Genomic DNA, 18326 nt, shown 5'->3' on the forward strand with positions numbered 1-18326 from the left:
TGTTGTCAGCCCCGCGGGAGGGGCTCCCACGAGGTTTTTACGGCGGAACGCCCGGTTCGGCCGGACGCGTACGGAAAAGATGGAGCTTAGGTAATCCTTTTTTGCGACAAGCTCAACCTTGGCCGACGGGAGTCAGGCCAGCGTCAGACGCGCTTGGTGGCAGCGTTAACGACGGCTTCAGCAGTAATGCCGAAATGCCGGAAAAGGTCCTTCGCCGGGGCGCTGGCGCCAAATCCGTGCATGCCGATGAATTCGCCGTCATGGCCGATCACGGCATCCCAGCCCCAGCGCACCGCGGCCTCGATCGCGATCTTGACCGGGGCGTTGCCGATAATGGCATTTTGCCGCTCGGCGGGCTGCGCCAGCAGCAATTCCAGCGACGGGACCGAGACGACCCGCGTCGCGATGCCGCGTCCGGCGAGCTGTTTCTGCGCCTCGACCGCGATCTGAACCTCGGAACCCGACGCGAACAATGACACTTTTGCGTCACCCTGCGCTGCGACCAGCTCATAGGCGCCGTGGCTACACGGGTTGTCGTTCGGCGCTGTGGTGCGGAGCTGCGGCAGGTTCTGGCGGGTCAGCGCCAGCACCGTCGGTCCATCGACGCGGTTGAGCGCCAGTTCCCAGCACTCGGCGGTCTCGACCGCGTCGCAGGGACGGAACACGCGCATGTTGGGGATCGCGCGCAGTGCGGAGAGGTGCTCGACCGGCTGGTGCGTCGGGCCGTCCTCGCCGAGGCCGATCGAGTCGTGGGTCATGACATAGACGACGCCGGTGCCCATCAGCGCCGACAGCCGCATCGCGGGGCGCGCATAATCGGTGAACACCAGGAAGGTGGCGCCGTTCGGCGCGAAGCCGCCGTGCAGGAAGATGCCGTTGAGGCACGCCGCCATGCCGTGCTCGCGGACGCCGTAATGGATGAAGCGGCCCTTCGGCGTCTTGGCACCGAACGCCGTCGCCGACTTCGCCTTGTTGTTGTTGGAGCCGGTGAGGTCGGCCGAGCCGGCCACGAACTCCATCGGCATCGCAGCCGCAATCACCTCGATCGCGGCTTCCGACGATTTGCGGGTCGCGACGTTGAGCGGATTTTCCAGCAGCCCCTTCTTGAAGGCGCGCAGGCCCTTGGCGAGCGACTGCGGCCGCTCGTGGCGAATGCGGCGTTCGAACTCGGCGCGCTTGCGGCTGCCGAGCTGCGCGAACTGCTCGTCCCACGCCTTGTGCTCGGCGGCGCCGCGGGCGCCTGCCTCGCGCCAGGCCTTCAGCACATCGTCGGGCACCGAGAACGGCTCGAGCGAGATGCCGAGCTTCTCCTTGGCGGCCTTGAGCTCGTCGGCGCCGAGCGCCTCGCCATGCGCCTTGGCGGTGCCGGCCTTGTGCGGCGCGCCGTACCCGATCGTGGTCTTGCAGGCGATCATCGAGGGCTTGTTGGATTTCTGCGCGCGGGTGATTGCAGCGGCAATCGCCTGCGGATCGTGGCCGTCGATCAATTCGGCGGCCCAGCCTGCGGACTTGAAGCGCTTCACCTGGTCGACGGAATCGGAGATCGAGGTCGGGCCGTCGATCGAGATGCCGTTGTCGTCGTACAGCACGATCATCTTGTTGAGCCGCCAGACACCGGCGAGCGCGATCGCTTCCTGCGAGATGCCTTCCATCAGGTCGCCGTCGGAGGCGAGCACATAGGTGTGGTGGTTGACGATCTTCTTGCCGAACTCGGCGGCCAGCATCTTCTCGGCGACCGCCATGCCGACCGCGGTCGCAATGCCCTGGCCGAGCGGACCGGTGGTGGTCTCGATGCCCTTGGTGTGGAAGTTCTCGGGGTGTCCCGGCGTCAGCGATCCGAGCTGGCGGAAATGCTTGAGCTGGTCGAGCGTCATGTCCTTGTTGCCGGTGAGGTACAGCAACGAATAGAGCAGCATCGAGCCATGGCCGGCCGAGAGCACGAAGCGGTCGCGATCGGGCCAGGCCGTGTCGGCCGCATCGAATTTCAGGAATTTTGTGAACAGGACGGTCGCGACGTCGGCGGCGCCCATCGGCAGGCCGGGATGGCCGGAATTCGCCTTTTCGACGGCGTCCATGGCAAGGCCACGGATCGCATTGGCCATACGGGTGTGATCGACCTGCGTCATGATGAAAAGTCCGCCTAAAATGAGGAGCTGATTGCGGGACGGATCGGGGCGGGCAGCCGCGATACGCGCGTGGATGGCCTTACGGGTTGCGGGTGGATTAGCACCTCAATTCCGCAAGTCCAAGGCGATGAAACGCCTCAAAACGGGGAAAAGTTGCCCGAAATCGCCCTATTTCATTCAACGGTGCATAGTTCTGCGCCGCCGTTGCGCTGGGCTCGCTTGCCACGTAAATTTCGTCCCGTAAACGCTTGCCGAACCGCCAGTTTTGCCGTGCGGCAGGCTTCTCTGCAGCAGGCTACCAAGCCAACCGAAGGGTCCACGCCGCGTGTCATGAGTGATCGTCTCGCCAACGGGTCTGGCAATACCGAGGCACCGCTTGCCGATATCGATGCTGCGACAAAGCGGCTGATGTCAGCGCTTGATGCGCTGGAGAGCTCGGTGGAGCGGCGCCGCGAGGCCGACCGCGACGAGAACGAATTGGCGAGCCGGATCCAGGCACTCGGCGCCGATCGCTCGCGGCTTGCCGACGAGCTCGACGGCTCGCTGGTGAAAACGCGCAAGCTCGAGCGCGCCAATCGCGAGATCGCGGAAAAGCTCGACGCGGCAATCGGCAGCATTCGCGCCGTGCTCGATGGCGGAGACAGCAGATGAGCCACATCAACGTCACCATCAATGGCCGGCAATACCGGATGGCCTGCGAGGAGGGCCAGGAGGTGCGGCTGCTGAAGCTCGCGGAAAATCTCCAGCAGCGCGTGGAATCGCTGCGTGGCAAGTTCGGCGAGATCGGCGATGCGCGGCTGACGGTGATGGCGGCGCTCACCGCCTGCGACGAACTGGTCGACGCCAGCGCACGCATCCGCAGCCTGGAGGAAGAGGTCGAGCAGCTGCGCAACGCGCGCGTTGCCGCCACCGACCGCGCCCGCGCGACCCAGACCGCGGTCTCCAACGCGCTCAACGCTGCCGCCGAGCGGATCGAGCGCACCACGCAGGTGCTCAACCGCACCATCGGCGGCGGCATCGCGATCGGGTGATCTTCGTTCGTCCCTGTTGGTCTCGGTGTTTCCACACATTCGTCATGCCCGGGCTTGGCCCGGGCATCCACGTATTTGTCTCCATGAAAAGAAAGACGTGGATGGCCGGGACAAGCCCGGCCATGACAGTTTCTTCCAGGAGCCAAGACTGCGTCTTCCTTACCGCTGGCGGATTGCGGCAACGATGGCTAGATTAGCCCCGCGAAGCTGCGTCGTGCGTCAGGAGCCATATATCCCCGGGGCCTTATCGATCCTTTAGGGAACTGTCCCTGGCCGGGTCCGTGGACCCGGACATATGGTGCCCACCTACTTTCGTAGGGAACTCCGGGATCGAGCGCTCCAACGGCCTCTGCGGCTTCGCACTGATTTTTGCTGTTGCCTTGTCGTCGCGCTGCGGCGGTTGAATTGTCTGGCAGCGTTGTGCCCCGCGATACGGGGCGTCCAGCGCGCCGCGGCGGTCTTACGAAAGCTCTGGCCTTAACGAAAGCTAGCGTCTCTGGAATGATGGATCGTCCGTTGTCGCGGACGACGACAGCGGAAGATGGATCATGCACGCATCTCCATCGAAGGCCGAGCTTCGGGCACTTGCTCTCGCCAAGCGTGATGCGCTGAGCGACGAGCAGCGCGCGACGGCTGCCGAAGCGCTCGCCAAGCGCGGCGCGCCGTTCGAGATCGCGCAGGGCATGATCGTCTCGGGCTATGCGCCGATCCGCAGCGAGCTCGATCCGGCGCCATTGATGAAGAAGCTTGCCGACAAGGGCGCGCGGCTCGCGCTGCCCTGCATCAACGCGCGCGGCCAGTCGCTGACCTTCCGCAGCTGGTCGCCGCAGGACCGGCTGATGCTCGGGCCGCTCGGCATTCCCGAGCCGTCGCCGGCCGCCGCCGAGGTGCATCCGGACGTGATGCTGGTGCCGCTCGCGGCTTTCGACAAGCTCGGTCACCGCATCGGCTACGGCGCCGGCTATTACGACTATACCTTCGCGCATTTGCGCAAGGCCAAGCATGTGATCGGGGTCGGACTTGCCTTTGCTGCACAGGAAACCAAGGCGATTCCGGCGCTGTCGCACGACGTCCCGCTCGATTATGTGCTAACGGAGCGCAAGACGTTCGATTTCCGGAGTAGCTAGCCTTGCGAATTCTCTTCGTTGGTGACGTCGTCGGCAGGACCGGCCGCACCGCCATCGCCGACCACCTTCCCGGCATGATCAGGGACTGGTCGCTCGATCTCGTGGTCGTCAATGGCGAGAATTCCGCCGGCGGCTTCGGCATCACCGAGGCGATCTATCAGGAGCTGCTCGACGCCGGCGCCGATGCGATCACGCTCGGCAACCACGCCTGGAATCAGAAGGAGGCGCTGGTCTTCATCGAGCGCGCGCCGCGCCTGATCCGCCCGCTGAATTTCCCGCGCCATTCGCCCGGCCGCGGCGCTACGCTGGTCGATACCAAGAGCGGCAAGCGGGCGCTGGTCATCAACGCGATCGGCCGCGTCTTCATGGAGCCATCCTCGAACGATCCGTTCAGCGCCATCGAGCGCGAGCTCGAGGCCTGCCCGCTGCGCGAGGGCTGTGACGCCATCGTGCTCGATTTCCATGCCGAGGCGACCAGCGAGAAGCAGGGCGTCGGCTTCTTCTGCGACGGCCGCGTCAGCCTCGTGGTCGGTACCCATACCCATGTGCCGACATCAGATCATCAGGTGCTGCCGGGCGGCACCGCCTATATGAGCGATGCCGGCATGACCGGCGACTATGACTCGGTGATCGGCATGCAGAAGGAGGAGCCGTTGCAGCGCTTCCTCACCGGCATTCCCTCCGGCCGTTTCGAGCCGGCGGGCGGCGTGGCAACGCTGAGCGGCGTCGCGGTCGAGACCGACGATGCGACCGGGCTTGCGGTCAGGATCGCGCCGGTGCGCGCCGGCGGACGGCTCGAGCCCGCAGTGCCGGGATTCTGGACTTAGTGAAGTCACCGTAGCCCGGATGAAGCGCAGCGAAATCCGGGACCGGTCTTTGAGCTTGCGAGATTCCCGGATTGCGCTTCGCTTCATCCGGGCTACAAGTCATTTCGGAATAATAGAAGAGTACTTCTGAGTTGCCCGACGTGTCAAGTGCAGTGTCGAGCGTCGGCAGCTGCCGGCTACTGTGCATGGGGTTGTTTTCCATATTTTTGGCAGCGCACCCCCATCCCGGCCAGGGGTTGGCCTTAGCCCTGCCGAAAACCCATCCGGAATGCGCCCCAGTGGCGGCCGTTCACGACGATCGGCGATGACAGGTCCTTCATCAGCACGAAATTGCCGCCGCCCATGTCGCGGCGATAGGTCTGCAGCAGGAACGGTTTTGTGTTGGCCGCGACCTTGCTCACCGCGCGGTCGTTGAACAGGCGGCGGTTGCGGCAATTGGCGTTGTTCCAGACCGGGTCCGGCCCCTGCGGCTGCCGGTAGTTCGGATTGTGGGTCGGCAGATAGCCGCTGCGCGCCCAGGCGACGCAGAACACGATGCGCGGATCGCTTTTCTGGATCGGATCCTGGATCGCGGGCAACACGCGGTCGGTGAAGGCGACGTAGTTCGTCAGGTACTGCTTCGGATTGGTGCCGGCGATCTCGCGATAATTCTCGTCCATCAATTGCGCGAGCGTGATCTCGCCGCGCGCGACGGCAGTCTCGAACAGCTCGGAGATCTGCCTTGCGGTGTCGATCACGACGCGGATCAGTGGCGTGTCACTGGTCTCCACGCCGCTGTCGGCGATGGTCACGATCAGGCTCTCGGAGAGTTCGAGCAGTTTCGCGACGCGGCTGTCGGCGTGCTTGAGGTCGCGCGAGGAGAGATCGACGCCCTTGGCCAGCTCGTTCAGCTCGGCGATCACGCTGTCGCAATGGCCGAGATTGGAGGTCGCGGCGCGCGCCACGCTGCCGATCTCGGCGCCCACAGATGAGAAGCCTTCCTGCACGCGCATGATGATGCCCGAAATCTGCTGGGCGCCTTCGCCGGCGCTCTTGGCGCGCAATGAGGCATCGCTGCTCTCGCCGATCAGGCTGCCGATCTGGCCGTCGAGATCGCGCACGGTGTCGGAAATCTGATGCGTCGCCTGGCGGGTCGCTTCCGCAAGGTTCTTGACCTCGCTCGCGACTACCGCAAAGCCGCGGCCGGCATTGCCGGCGCGCGCCGCCTCGATGGTGGCGTTGAGCGCCAATAGATTGGTCTGCTTGGCGATCGCTTCGATCGAACCGGAGACCTTGGCGACCTGGCTCAGCGCGGAGCCGACCGCGGCGAGCCGCGCCTCGATCCGTCCGACCGCCGCGACGAGCTCCGCGATATGGCTGACCGCCGTCTCGACCACATGGCGGGACTCCGCAATCTGGCCGACCGCGGCGGATGCGGTCGTTTGCACCGCCTGCGATGCGTTGGCGATGTCGTGATTGGCCGCGACCATCGTCTCGGCCGTCGTCTGCAAATGATGGAAGCGCTCGGACTGGCTGCTGACGCGGTTCGCGACCTCCTGGACGTTGCCGGCGATGTCGGCGAGTTCCACCCCGAGGCCGCCGATGCGGTCGGCGAGCTGGTCCACCAGCCGCTCGGCCAGCGTTCGGTCCGATGACGTGTCCAGAACTGCAAGCTGCGCGGCCGACATATCAATACTTCCTCTGTCACAGCGGCCCGCTGGCCTGCCAATGCATTCCCATTTCAAAACCAAAGCGTGATTCGCGCTGGCAGTCTTGCCTGAGCGCGCACTGTGTAGCCCGGATGCAGCGCAGCGAAATCCGGGAGTCCTGCCCGTGGAAACACGTGTCCCGGATTACGCTTCGCTTCATCCGGGCTACGAAGTGTTCAAAGCTTGTAGGCGGTGCGGAATCCGCCCCAGTGCCGGCCGCGCACGCGGATCGGTACGTCGATCTCGCGCATCATCACCGTGTTGCCGCCTCCCATGTCGCGCGCATAGGTCTGGATCAGATAGGCGCGCTGGTTGCGGCCGGCGGCGAGACCCGCGGCATCGTTGAAGATGCGGCGGTTGCGGCTGTTGGCGGTGTTGTATGCCACGTCGCCCGGCCGCTGCGGCTGCGAGTAGAGCTTGTTGTGGACGGGCAGATAGCCGTTCTGGTCGATCATCACGCAGAACGCCATTCGCTTGTCCCTGGCGAGGAACGCCTCCTGGAACGCCGGCAGCGTGCGCTCCGCCCAGTCCAGCATTTTGGTGCGGTACTGCACCGGATTGGTGTCTGCGATCTCGACATAGTCGGTGTCGAACATGTCGGCGATCGCGATCGCGCCGCTCGCCAGCCCGTTCTCGAAGATCTTGTTCAGCGCGCTGCCGGCTTCGATCGCGCGGGTGACGAGCTCGGCGTTCTCCTCGTGGATCGCCCACATCCGGTCTTCGATTTTTTCGCGCAGCTCGGCGGTTACCGCCTCGAAGCGGGCCTGGCTGCCTGCCTTGGAGCGCTCGCCGATCCGGATCCGGCACGCGCCGATCTCCTGCAAGGTCGCGTTCAGGGTCTCTTGCGCCGGCAGCTTCTCGGCATCGGGGCCGCCGATCAAAATGCCGTCCATCGCGATCTCGTAGACCGGTGCGGTGACGATGCCGCGCGCGGTCGTGATCTCGATCTTGAGGCTGCAAGGCAGGCGCTCGTTCTTGCGCGGATCGCCGCGCTCGTCCTGGCGCAGCAGCACCGCGCAGCGCGCTTTCAGCTTCTGAGCAAAGGCGGTCACCGCCTTGCCCGCCCTGGCGACATTGTCGCCATGCGCGGCGGCTTCGCGCGTTGCCGAATCGATCTCGCCGGCGCTGGTGCCGACCGAGACGATGAAGTGCGAGGCGGAGGCGGCGTTCTGGCCCATCTCGCCGGTGATTTCATTCTGCTCGGCGACCGCGCCGTTGACGTTCTCGAACACCGGCCGGATCTTTTCGATCGCCTGCGAGATACGGTGCACCGCGTCGGCCGATCCGGTGGCGTCCTTCTGCAACGCCTCGATCTTCCGCGTGATCTCCTCGGTCGCGCTCTGGGTCTGCACCGCCAGCGCCTTGACCTCGGTTGCGACCACCGCAAAGCCCTTGCCGGCGGCGCCGGCGCGCGCCGCCTCGATCGTCGAGTTCAGCGCGAGCAGCGTGGTCTGCCGCGCGATCTGCGCGATCAGATTGACGACGTTGCCGATCGCGGCTGAAGACTCGCGCAGGCGATCGACATTGGCGGTGGCCTCGCGCGCCGCGGCCGCGGCGTCGTCGGCGAGCTGGCTCGCGCTGCGCACCTGCGCCCCGATGCCCTCGGCGGAGTGGGTGAAGCGGTCGGCGGCTTGCGAGAACGTCGTCGCGGTGCTCTGTGCATCGCTGCTGCGGCCGGTCAGCGCGTCGGTGCGGGCGCGGATGGTGGCGAGCTTGGCTGCGGTCGCCTCGGCGCCGTCGGCGACCGAACTCGCGGCGCGTTCGAGCTGGCGGATCATCGCGCCGAGCTCGAGTTCCAGCAATTCCAGGATCTCCTTGGACGAATCCTTAGCCGAATCCTTGGCCGAATCAGTCTCGGTCGAGACACTAGGGGCCGCGGCCGCGGTTGGAACCTGCGGCGCGACGGCCGGCGCAGCCGGCTCCGGCACTTGCTTTCGAAACAAACCGAACGCCATGTGGGCTCTTTGGGGGCTCTGGAAAGTTGCGGCGGGACGGGGCGATCTTCGCATCCGGGCATGAAGTCATGGTTAACAAGTGCCTCATATTCCGGCTTGCGGTAGTATTCGTCCGCCGGAAGGCCCCGCCGATCCTTTGATTTTGACCGTGAGGGGCCTATAAGGCCGCGTTTTCCATCCCTGTTCAGACCCTAAGCTCCGAAGAGACGTCGCATGGCCGGCCATTCCCAATTCAAGAACATCATGCACCGCAAGGGCCGGCAGGATGCCCAGAAGTCGAAGCTTTTCGGCAAGCTGGCCCGCGAAATCACCGTGGCGGCCAAGCTCGGCACCCCCGACCCGGCGATGAATCCGCGGCTGCGCGCCGCCGTGGTCGCGGCCCGCGCCGAGAACATGCCCAAGGACAATATCGACCGCGCCATCAAGAAGGCGGCGGGCAATGAGGGCGAGAACTATGACGAGATCCGCTACGAGGGCTATGGCCCCGGCGGCGTCGCCGTGATCGTCGAGGCGCTGACCGACAACCGCAACCGCGCCGCCTCCGATATCCGCTCCTTCTTCACCAAGTCGGGCGGCAATCTCGGTGAGACCGGCTCGGTCGCCTTCATGTTCGACCGCACCGGCATCATCGAATACGACGCCAAGGTCGCCTCCGACGACGCCATGCTGGACGCCGCGATCGAGGCCGGCGCCGACGACGTGGTCTCCAGCGAAGGCGGCCATGAGGTCTACGCCTCGCAGGACACCTTCCGCGAAGTGGCAAAAGCGCTGGAAGCGAAGTTCGGCGAGCCGCGCAAGGCGGCGCTGACCTGGAAGCCGCAGAACACCGTCGCGGTCGACGACGAGACCGGCGAAAAGCTGCTGAAGCTGATGGACCTGCTCAACGAGCACGACGACGTGCAGAACGTGTTCGCCAATTTCGAGGTGTCCGACGCTCTGATCGCGAAGATGGGCGGCTAGTCGCTTGCACTGCTGTCGTCGTCCGGCTGGACCGGGGGACCCAGTATTCCAGAGACCTGCATTCGATCCGAGAAGCCGCGGCGTCCTGGATCCCCGCTCTCGTGCGCAATCGCGCGCTAGGCGGGGATGACGAGTGGGTCGAGTACAACGACCGCGGCAGGGGATGAGGCTCCGTTTGTGTTTCGTTCTCCCGGCGCAGGCGGTATCACTAGCCCATGACATCCCAGCCGATTCGCTCTCCCGTCCGCATCATCGGTATCGATCCGGGTCTCCGCCGCACCGGCTGGGGCGTGATCGAGACCGAAGGCAACCGTCTGGTCTACATCGCCTGTGGTTCGGTCGAGCCGCCGGACGATCTGCCGCTGGCGAGCCGGCTGCTCGCGATCCATGAGGGGCTCGCCGCCGTGCTCGGCGACTACAAGCCTGCGGAGGCGGCGGTCGAGCAGACCTTCGTCAACAAGGACGGCGTTGCCACGCTGAAGCTCGGCCAGGCGCGCGGCGTCGCCATGCTGGCGCCCGCAATGTTCGGTATCTCGGTCGCCGAATACGCGCCGAACCAGGTCAAGAAGACCGTGGTCGGCGCCGGACATGCCGAGAAGAACCAGATCCAGGTGATGCTGAAGATCCTGCTGCCGAAAGCCGAGCCGCCGTCCGCCGACGCCGCGGACGCGCTCGCGGTCGCGATCACCCACGCGCATCACCGCCAGAGCACCGCGCTGCGGCTCAGGGTGGCGAGCCTATGACGGGCTATTTCTGCTCAGCACGATGTGAGGTGAGCACGCTCGTCAGGCTCCCTCCCCCCTTGCGGGGGAGGGTTGGGGAGAGGGGTACCGCTTGCTCGACCGCGCGACGCAGTGCGCGAACAACGCTCGCACCGCGCTTAGTTATCCCGCGTGCTTCGTTGCTGGGTCCTCGTCGCATCTTTGAAGTCAGCGCCCGGGGCTTACCCCTCTCCCTAACCCTCCCCCGCAAGGGGGGAGGGAACCCTTCCGCCGCTGCGTCCCTCACTGAAGGATTCGAACGGAGTGTGACCACCGAGCGCGGGGGCGCACGATGATCGGTAAGCTGAAGGGCCTGATCGATTCCTACGGCGAGGATTACGTGATCCTCGACGTCGGCGGCGTCGGTTATCAGGTGCATTGCGCGAGCCGCACGTTGCAGGCGCTGCCGTCGCCGGGCGGTGCCGCCGTGCTCTCGATCGAGACCTATGTCCGCGAGGATCAGATCAAGCTGTTCGGTTTCCGCTCGGATCACGAACGCGAATGGTTTCGCCTGCTGCAGACCGTGCAGGGGGTCGGCGCCAAGGTCGCGCTTGCGGTGCTCGGCACGCTGCCGCCGACCGATCTCGCCAACGCCATTGCGCTACGCGACAAGGCGGCGGTGGCGCGCACGCCGGGGGTCGGGCCGAAGGTCGCCGAGCGCATCGTCAGCGAATTGAAGGACAAGGCGCCGGGCTTTGCCGATGTCGATCCCGCGGTAGTGCACCTTTCGGGCGCGATCGACAACAACCGCGCGCCGCGTCCGGTCACCGACGCGATCTCCGCGCTGGTCAATCTCGGCTACGGCCAGCCGCAGGCCGCCGCCGCCATCGCCGCCGCCTCGCGCAGCGCGGGTGAGAAGGCCGAGACCGCGCAGCTGATCCGGCTGGGCCTGAAGGAATTGTCGAAGTGAGTTGTGCATTGGAGCGCCTCTTTTCTTCACCTCGCCCCGCTTGCGGGGAGAGGTCGGATCGCATCGCAGATGCGATCCGGGTGAGGGGGTACAGGTCTCGACGCACATCGCGCTCGCGGAGGGAGCCCCTCACCCCAACCCTCTCCCCGCAAGAGCGGGGAGAGGGAGAACAATCATCTCGTGTTAGTCTCGCATCATGAATACGCCCTCGCGCATGGTCTCGCCCGAACGCCGCTCCGATGATGTCGGCGACACCGCGCTGCGGCCGCAGTCGCTGACGGAGTTCGTCGGCCAGGCCCAGGCGCGCAAGAATCTCTCGATCTTCATCGAGGCTGCGAAGAAGCGCGGCGAGGCGCTCGATCACGTGCTGTTCGTCGGCCCCCCCGGCCTCGGCAAGACCACGCTGGCGCAGATCGTCGCGCGCGAACTCGGCGTCGGCTTTCGTGCCACCTCCGGCCCGGTCATTGCCAAGGCCGGCGATCTCGCGGCGCTGCTGACCAATCTCGAAGAGCGCGATGTGCTGTTCATCGACGAGATCCATCGCCTCAGCCCGGCGGTCGAGGAAGTGCTCTATCCCGCGATGGAGGACTTTCAGCTCGACCTGATCATCGGCGAAGGTCCGGCGGCGCGCTCGGTGAAAATCGAACTGTCGAAATTCACGCTGGTCGGCGCGACGACGCGCGCGGGGCTGCTCACCAATCCGTTGCGCGACCGCTTCGGCATTCCGATCCGGCTCAATTTCTACACCGAGGAAGAGCTGGAGAAGATCGTCACCCGCGGCGCCCGCGTGCTCAATATCGGCATGAGCCCGGATGGCGCCAACGAGATCGCGCGCCGCGCCCGCGGCACGCCGCGTATCGCCGGCCGCCTGCTGCGCCGGGTGCGCGACTTTGCCTCCGCCGCCGACGCCGATTCCGTCGACCGCGGCATCGCCGACCGGGCGTTGAGCGCGCTCGAGGTCGACAGCGCCGGGCTCGATGCGATGGACCGGCGCTATCTCACCACCATAGCCTTGAACTATGGCGGCGGGCCGGTCGGCGTCGAGACCATGGCGGCAGCGCTGTCGGAGCCGCGCGATGCGATCGAGGACATCATCGAGCCCTATCTGATCCAGTGCGGCTATCTGCAGCGCACCCCGCGTGGCCGGCTCCTGACCTCGCACGCCTTCCGCCATCTCGGCCTCGCGGAGCCGAGCCGCGACCCCTCGCAGTTCGGCCTGTTCGGCGGCAATGGCGACGAGGACTGACGCATGATCCGGAAGAGCGCGAAGCGGTTTTCATGCTCGAGCAAAAGGCCTCCGCTCCCAAAGACGTGAATGACGAGTTGATGCAGCGCGTCGCGCTTGCCGATAACCTTGCCTACTAACCATTGCGGCATCTCTGCAGGCCGTCGGCACAAACGCGGCCCAATTTCGCTCCAATCAAAGGGCCTATGATAGCCCAGAGTGTTTTCGACAAGCGCCAGGCATCACCGATCACACATCCATGATTTCACGTCGTCATTTTCTGCGCGGGTTCGGCGGATTGACCGCCGCCACCGCTTCGACCGCGGCCTATGGCTTGAGCGAACCGGTCGTCCGTCTCGCGCTCACGCGCTACGATCTGTCGCCGCGGCAATGGCCGGCGGACTTTCCGCTCAAGATCGCCGCACTCGCCGACATCCATGCCTGCGATCCCTGGATGTCGCTCGATCGCATCGCTGAGATCGTCGAGCGGACGAACGCCCTGAACCCCGACATCATCGTGCTGCTCGGCGACTATGTCGCCGGGCTACGTCATGTGACGCGCTTCATTCCGGCCTCCGACTGGGCCGCGGTGCTGAAGGGCCTGAAGGCGCCGCTCGGCGTGCACGCCGTGCTCGGCAACCACGACTACTGGGAAGACAAGGCGGTACAGCGCTTGGGGCGCGGCATCCCGCTCGCGCGCCGCGCGCTGGAGGGGGCGGGGATTCCGGTCTACGAGAACGACGCGGTGCGGCTCGCCAAGAACGGCCGTCCGTTCTGGCTCGCCGGTCTCGGCGACCAGCTCGCCTTCATGGCGGCGCGGCCCTATCGCCAGGTCTCGCGCATCGGCGTCGACGATCTCAACGCGACGCTTGCCAAGGTCACGGACGATGCGCCGGTGATCCTGCTCGCGCATGAGCCCGACGTCGCGCTCCGCGTGCCCTCGCGCGTCGCGTTGCAGCTGTCCGGCCACACCCATGGCGGACAGGTGCGGCTGCTCGGCTGGTCGCCGGCGGTGCCGGTGAAGCACGGCATGCGGCTCGCCTATGGCCATATCAAGCTGAAATGCGACGTCGTCGTCTCCGGCGGCCTCGGCTGCAGCATCATGCCGTTCCGCCTCGGCGTGCCGCCCGAGATCGTCCAGATCACGCTTGGCGCAAAGGGGCCGGTGGTGTCCTGATCAGCCAGGCTGATGGCTGTCTATTCTGGCGCGCCGTGCTATACTATGCTTATGAGTTCAGCCGTTGAGAAAGCCGTGGAAGCGTTGGAGTTGCTGCCTGAGGACATGCGGGAGCAGGCGGCTGACTACCTCCTCTCTCAGGCCAGGAAGTTTCGGGCGCTTAAGGACGCGATCGACGAAGGGATGGCCGATGTCGAAGCGGGCCGCGTCGTTCCGTGGGATCTCGAAGAATTCCTCAAGCAGGCGCGCTCGCGAACCCGGCGATAGACCATGAGCCTGCGGATCGTTGTCTCCCTGCGAGCACGCTCCGACATCCTCGATATTCATTCCTATCTCGCAGACCGCAGTCCCGCGGCTGCGGACCGAATGCTCGTTCGCCTGTCCGAGCGATTTGACGACCTGAGCGAATTTCCCTTGCTTGGTCCGGACCGAAGCGAACTGCGGCCATCATTACGCGGACTGTTGATCGAGGGGTACATTGCATTCTATTTGGTGGAAACGGATCGGATCGTGATCGTTCGCGTTCTCGACGGCCGCAGGGACATCGAACGAGAGTTTTCGAAATGACCTCACCCATTCTCGACGGCCAGATCCGCGATGGCCGACACCATATGCAGGTCCGTGTCTACTACGAAGACACCGATTTTTCCGGCATCGTCTACCACGCCAATTACCTGCGCTTCATGGAACGCGGGCGCACCAATCATCTCCGATTGATGGGCGCCGAGCAGAACGCGCTGTTCGAGGAGGCGCAGGAGGAGACCGGCGGCTTCGCCTTTGTGGTGCGCTCGATGACGCTCGACTTCCTCAAACCGGCGCGGATGGACGACATGCTCGACGTCGTGACCTGGCCGATCGCAGTGAAGGGCGCCTCCATCATGCTCGCGCAGGAGGTCAGGCGCGGTGATGACGTGCTTGTGAAGGCGCAGGTGCGCGTCGCCTTCGTCAGTCAGGGCAGGGCACAGCCGATTCCGAAGTCCATCCGTGCGCTGATGAAGGCCGATCTGGCTTAACTATTGGCCGATAGGAAACGACCCATCGACTCTGCGCGGCGCGGCGATAGATTTGCGCGTGACAAAACAACCGCGAGGGATCGCCGATGTCACGCCCGCCGCTGCCACCCTTCACCCGCGAGACCGCCGCGCAGAAAGCGCGCATGGCGGAGGACGCCTGGAATTCGCGCGACCCCGTTCGGGTTGCCGGCGCCTATACCGAGGACAGCCGCTGGCGCAACCGCTCCGAGGTATTTCAAGGCCGCGAGGCGATCGTGGCCTTCCTGACCCGCAAATGGGAAAAGGAGCAGGAGTATCGCCTGATCAAGGATCTCTGGGCGTTCCACGACAACCGCATCGCGGTCCGCTTCCAGTACGAATGGCACGACGCCGGCGGCAACTGGTTTCGCTCCTACGGCAACGAGCAATGGGAGTTCGACGAGCACGGCCTGATGCGTCGCCGCGAGGCCTCGATCAACGACATCGCGATCGCAGAGAAGGATCGCCGCTTCCACTGGCCCGCCCCGGGCCCGCGTCCGGCCGATGTGCCAGGCCTGGGGCCGGAGCCGTTTTGACTGGCGCGTAGCCCGGATGGAGCGAAGCGAAATCCGGGGCGGCGGTCTCGTCTGTGGCTGACCCTCCCCGGATTGCGCTTCGCTGCATCCGGGCTACAGCGCGTTTGTGCCGGCTTATCGAAAACGATTGCGAGTCTCGATGAGGATCGGTTTATTCTGGTCCGCGTTGCAACCTCACCGCGTCTGCCGGACCCCATTACATGCCAATCAAACGTTCTGCCGCTGCGCTCGCAGGCTTCCTCCTCGCGACCGTCTTCATAGCCGTTCCTATTCAGCCAAGCGCAGCGAAAGGTAAGATGCGCGGGCCCGAAACCTGGGGACCGATGTTCAGGCATCAGGTCGAGAGGTGTTGGAGGAAACCTGTACGTGTCGAAAACGATACCGCGAGCATGAAGGCCGAGTTCATGATCGAGCTGACACGAGAGGGCAAGCTGGATGGGCAACCTGTCCTGTCTTCGGGGAGCAGTTCAGCAACATCAGATACGGCTCGGGCCTATCAACAGAGCGCGCTCAGAGCGATTGCTGACTGCCAACCTTACACTTTGCCGGCGGAATACCACGATCAGTGGAAGAAGTTCATGCCGGTCTTTACTGATACGCCACTCGATCGCGCAGGGAAGCCTATCGGTGGGGAGCTCGATACTCGCAAGCTTTCAATTTGCCGAGGATGCTGACGCAACGCCAAGCAGCGCATTTGCGGAAGCAGCCCCTCACCCCAGCCCTCTCCCGTAAGAACGGGGAGAGGGAGACGAGAGTGCCCTTACGCCGCCGCCTTGTGCCGCGCGATCTCGGCCTTGTAGAGTTCGAATTCCTCGGCGATCGCCTTCGCGACCGAGGGACGGGCGCGCAGGCGCTCGTAATAGGCCTTCAGCGCCGGCCATTTCGCGAGCTCGATCGGCGGCGTCGCCATGGTCCAGTTGATGACCGTGACGAGATAGGCGTCGGCGACGCTGAAATGATCGAGCAGGTAGTCGCGGCCCTTCAGGTGATCCTCGAGATAGTCGAGCCGCGAGACGTATTTCTCCAGCGCATAGGTCTTGGCCTCCGGCGGCGCCTTCTTGTCGAGCAGCGGCAGGAACAGGCCCTTGTGCAGCTCGGTGCCGATGAAGCACAGCCATTGATGCAGCTTTGAACGCTCGGCGTTCGATGCGGTGCCGATGCCGGCCCGCGGAAACTGGTCGGCCACATATTGCAGAATCGCGGCGTTCTCGGTCAGCACGATGCCGTCGTCGGTGCGCAGCGTCGGCACCAGGCCGAGCGGGTTGACCTTGTTGAAATCGGAGCCGTCGTTGCGCACCGCCTTGGTCTTCGGGTCGACCTCGAGATAATTGGCCGGCTGGCCGGCTTCATAGAGCGCGACGCGGGTCGCCATCGAGCAGGCGAGGGGCGAGAAATAAAGGTCCATGGGTGCCTCCAGTGTCTGGCGCGGGTGTCCGGCCGTTGTTGATTTTTGTACTGTCTTGGATAATATTGAAGCCGTCAAGGAATTAAATGCGAAATGGTACAAAAAAGTAAGAAGCCGCCATCTGCTGCCAAGATCGACGCTCCGGTCGCACCGAAGCGGCGCGGGCGGCCGCGCGCCTACGAGCCCGATGTTGCGCTCGGCAAGGCGCTCGATCTGTTCCGCCGCGACGGCTTCGCCGCGACCTCGCTCGATGATCTGAGCGCGGCGACCGGCATGAACCGGCCGAGCCTCTATGGCGCGTTCGGTGACAAGCGCGAGCTCTACATCAAGAGCTATCGGCGCTACCGCGACGACGCGCGCGCGGCGATGATCGACATCTTCCGCGCCGATGCGCCGCTGCGCGAGCGGCTCGAGCGCATCTATCGCATCGCGCTCGACATCTATCTCTCCGGCGAGTCCGGCCCGCGCGGCTGCTTCACGGTGATGACGGCGGCGTCCGAGGCGGTGTCGGATCCGGATATCCGCAGCATGGTGGTGGAGGGCCTGACCGAGCTCGACAAGGCGTTCGGCATCTGCTTCCGCCATGCCAAGGAGCGCGGGGAACTGCCTGAGGGAGCCGATCCGGCGTCGCTGGCGCATCTGGCCTCCGCCACCATCCACACAATCGCGATCCGTGCCCGTGCCCGCGTGCCGCGCAAGGAGCTCGAGGCGATCGTGAAGGGCGCCGTCGACGTGCTGTGCGGGGCGAAATAGCGGCGGGGAACTTTCTCGCGCAGCAAATGTCGGGCGCTGGCTTTCCCGCCCGTCTTCCGTAAGGTCTCCCCACTCACGGAAGCGGAACATCATGGGAAAAGTCAGGACTTCAGTATTCACAGTCTCGATCGACGGATTTGGCGCGGCGCTGAATCAGAGCCTCGAACATCCGTTCGGCGTGGGCGGGCTGGCGCTGCCTGCCGCCTGGTTCTTCGAGACGCGAACCTTTCGCGCGATGACCGGCCAGGACGGCGGCACCACCGGGCTCGACGACGAGATCGCCCGCAAGTCGATGGAGGGGATCGGCGCCTGGATCATGGGCCGCAACATGTTCGGCCCGATCCGCGGGCCATGGCCGGATCATTCCTGGAAGGGCTGGTGGGGCGACAATCCGCCATACCACACGCCGGTGTTCGTGCTCACCCATCATGCGCGGCCGGACATCGAGATGGAAGGCGGCACCACGTTCCACTTCGTGACCGACGGTATGCTCGCGGCGCTCGCGCGGGCGCGCGCGGTTGCGGGCGACAAGGATATCCGCGTCGGCGGCGGCGTCTCGGTGGTGCGGCAATTTTTGCAGGCGCGCCTGCTCGACGAGCTGCAACTGGTGCTGCCGCCGGTCGCGCTCGGCGCCGGCGAGAGTTTGTTCGCGGGCATCGATCTGCCCGCCCTCGGCTATGCCGTCGTCTCGCATGTCGCGAGCCCGCACGCCACCCACGTCACCTTCGCGCGCAAATCCTAGAGCTTTTCCCGTTCCGATGGAATCGGAACGGGGCTCTAGATTCTTGTTTTGACGCGTTTTCTTCACGCGAAC

The 18326-nt window shown here is 65.1% G+C and carries 20 protein-coding genes and 1 other RNA gene; 17 read left to right on the forward strand and 4 right to left on the reverse strand.

Translation table 11 applies throughout. The annotated features are described in order from the left end of the window. Positions 1-143: 143 nt before the first annotated feature. Complete coding sequence (gene tkt / locus IF803_RS37795; RefSeq protein ID WP_304498565.1) at positions 144-2126, reverse strand: transketolase; 1983 nt, start codon at positions 2124-2126, stop codon at positions 144-146. A 330-nt stretch (positions 2127-2456) separates the two neighbouring features. Here tkt and IF803_RS37800 point away from each other — a divergent pair, with 330 nt between their 5' ends. The 5 genes from IF803_RS37800 (at position 2457) to IF803_RS37820 (ending at position 5111) form a co-directional block, all read left to right on the forward strand. Then, on the forward strand, positions 2457-2777 hold the full coding sequence (locus IF803_RS37800) for a DUF4164 domain-containing protein (RefSeq protein ID WP_028343976.1): 321 nt from the start codon (positions 2457-2459) through the stop codon (positions 2775-2777). Then, complete coding sequence (locus tag IF803_RS37805) at positions 2774-3157, forward strand: cell division protein ZapA (protein ID WP_024579212.1); 384 nt, start codon at positions 2774-2776, stop codon at positions 3155-3157. Before IF803_RS37800 ends, IF803_RS37805 begins: the two co-directional genes overlap by 4 nt. A gap of 201 nt (positions 3158-3358) precedes the next feature. Continuing rightward, a non-coding RNA gene (ssrS, locus tag IF803_RS37810) (6S RNA) lies at positions 3359-3519 on the forward strand. Positions 3520-3705: 186 nt separating this feature from the next. After that, positions 3706-4284, forward strand: a complete 579-nt coding sequence (locus IF803_RS37815) for a 5-formyltetrahydrofolate cyclo-ligase (protein WP_028332813.1) — start codon at positions 3706-3708, stop codon at positions 4282-4284. Between the two features lie 2 nt (positions 4285-4286). Then, on the forward strand, positions 4287-5111 hold the full coding sequence (locus IF803_RS37820) for a TIGR00282 family metallophosphoesterase (protein WP_461195696.1): 825 nt from the start codon (positions 4287-4289) through the stop codon (positions 5109-5111). A gap of 242 nt (positions 5112-5353) precedes the next feature. Here the strand turns inward: IF803_RS37820 and IF803_RS37825 are convergent, their stop codons facing one another. Together IF803_RS37825 and IF803_RS37830 are read right to left on the reverse strand one after the other, a co-directional pair. After that, entirely contained in the window at positions 5354-6778 is a 1425-nt protein-coding gene (locus IF803_RS37825; protein ID WP_461195697.1) for a methyl-accepting chemotaxis protein, read from the reverse strand. 197 nt (positions 6779-6975) lie between these two features. Beyond that, positions 6976-8754 (reverse strand): methyl-accepting chemotaxis protein, encoded by a 1779-nt coding sequence (locus IF803_RS37830; protein ID WP_461195698.1) that lies wholly within the window; start codon positions 8752-8754, stop codon positions 6976-6978. Between the two features lie 213 nt (positions 8755-8967). Here IF803_RS37830 and IF803_RS37835 point away from each other — a divergent pair, with 213 nt between their 5' ends. From IF803_RS37835 to IF803_RS37880, 10 genes are all read left to right on the forward strand, one after another. Continuing rightward, on the forward strand, positions 8968-9714 hold the full coding sequence (locus tag IF803_RS37835; RefSeq protein WP_016842553.1) for a YebC/PmpR family DNA-binding transcriptional regulator: 747 nt from the start codon (positions 8968-8970) through the stop codon (positions 9712-9714). 215 nt (positions 9715-9929) lie between these two features. Beyond that, positions 9930-10457 carry a crossover junction endodeoxyribonuclease RuvC gene (ruvC, locus tag IF803_RS37840; RefSeq protein WP_028343970.1) on the forward strand — a complete coding sequence of 176 codons (528 nt, stop codon included), beginning with the start codon at positions 9930-9932 and terminating at the stop codon, positions 10455-10457. A gap of 310 nt (positions 10458-10767) precedes the next feature. Continuing rightward, positions 10768-11385, forward strand: coding sequence for a Holliday junction branch migration protein RuvA (gene ruvA / locus IF803_RS37845; protein ID WP_461195699.1), 618 nt, complete (start codon positions 10768-10770; stop codon positions 11383-11385). 196 nt (positions 11386-11581) lie between these two features. Further along, a complete protein-coding gene (ruvB, locus tag IF803_RS37850; protein WP_461195700.1) occupies positions 11582-12631 on the forward strand; it encodes a Holliday junction branch migration DNA helicase RuvB in 1050 nt (349 codons plus the stop codon). A gap of 238 nt (positions 12632-12869) precedes the next feature. Further along, positions 12870-13787, forward strand: coding sequence for a metallophosphoesterase (locus IF803_RS37855; RefSeq protein ID WP_461195701.1), 918 nt, complete (start codon positions 12870-12872; stop codon positions 13785-13787). A 75-nt stretch (positions 13788-13862) separates the two neighbouring features. After that, a complete protein-coding gene (locus IF803_RS37860) occupies positions 13863-14054 on the forward strand; it encodes a hypothetical protein (protein ID WP_461195702.1) in 192 nt (63 codons plus the stop codon). A gap of 3 nt (positions 14055-14057) precedes the next feature. After that, positions 14058-14354 carry a type II toxin-antitoxin system RelE/ParE family toxin gene (locus tag IF803_RS37865; protein ID WP_461195703.1) on the forward strand — a complete coding sequence of 99 codons (297 nt, stop codon included), beginning with the start codon at positions 14058-14060 and terminating at the stop codon, positions 14352-14354. Further along, the gene (gene ybgC, locus IF803_RS37870) at positions 14351-14800 is read left to right on the forward strand and encodes a tol-pal system-associated acyl-CoA thioesterase (protein ID WP_461195704.1); all 450 of its coding nucleotides are present in this window, start codon (positions 14351-14353) and stop codon (positions 14798-14800) included. Before IF803_RS37865 ends, ybgC begins: the two co-directional genes overlap by 4 nt. An 86-nt stretch (positions 14801-14886) precedes the next feature. Continuing rightward, a complete protein-coding gene (locus IF803_RS37875) occupies positions 14887-15354 on the forward strand; it encodes a nuclear transport factor 2 family protein (protein ID WP_461195705.1) in 468 nt (155 codons plus the stop codon). A 200-nt stretch (positions 15355-15554) separates the two neighbouring features. After that, entirely contained in the window at positions 15555-16028 is a 474-nt protein-coding gene (locus IF803_RS37880) for a hypothetical protein (protein WP_461195706.1), read from the forward strand. A gap of 86 nt (positions 16029-16114) precedes the next feature. Here the strand turns inward: IF803_RS37880 and IF803_RS37885 are convergent, their stop codons facing one another. After that, positions 16115-16759, reverse strand: a complete 645-nt coding sequence (locus tag IF803_RS37885; RefSeq protein ID WP_310881509.1) for a glutathione binding-like protein — start codon at positions 16757-16759, stop codon at positions 16115-16117. 93 nt (positions 16760-16852) lie between these two features. On the opposite strand from IF803_RS37885, the gene IF803_RS37890 reads away from it, so the two are divergent. Further along, the gene (locus IF803_RS37890; RefSeq protein WP_461195707.1) at positions 16853-17512 is read left to right on the forward strand and encodes a TetR/AcrR family transcriptional regulator; all 660 of its coding nucleotides are present in this window, start codon (positions 16853-16855) and stop codon (positions 17510-17512) included. A gap of 91 nt (positions 17513-17603) precedes the next feature. Further along, positions 17604-18254, forward strand: a complete 651-nt coding sequence (locus tag IF803_RS37895; protein ID WP_461195708.1) for a dihydrofolate reductase family protein — start codon at positions 17604-17606, stop codon at positions 18252-18254. Positions 18255-18326: the final 72 nt, after the last annotated feature.

The organism is Bradyrhizobium sp. UFLA06-06 (assembly GCF_054820065.1).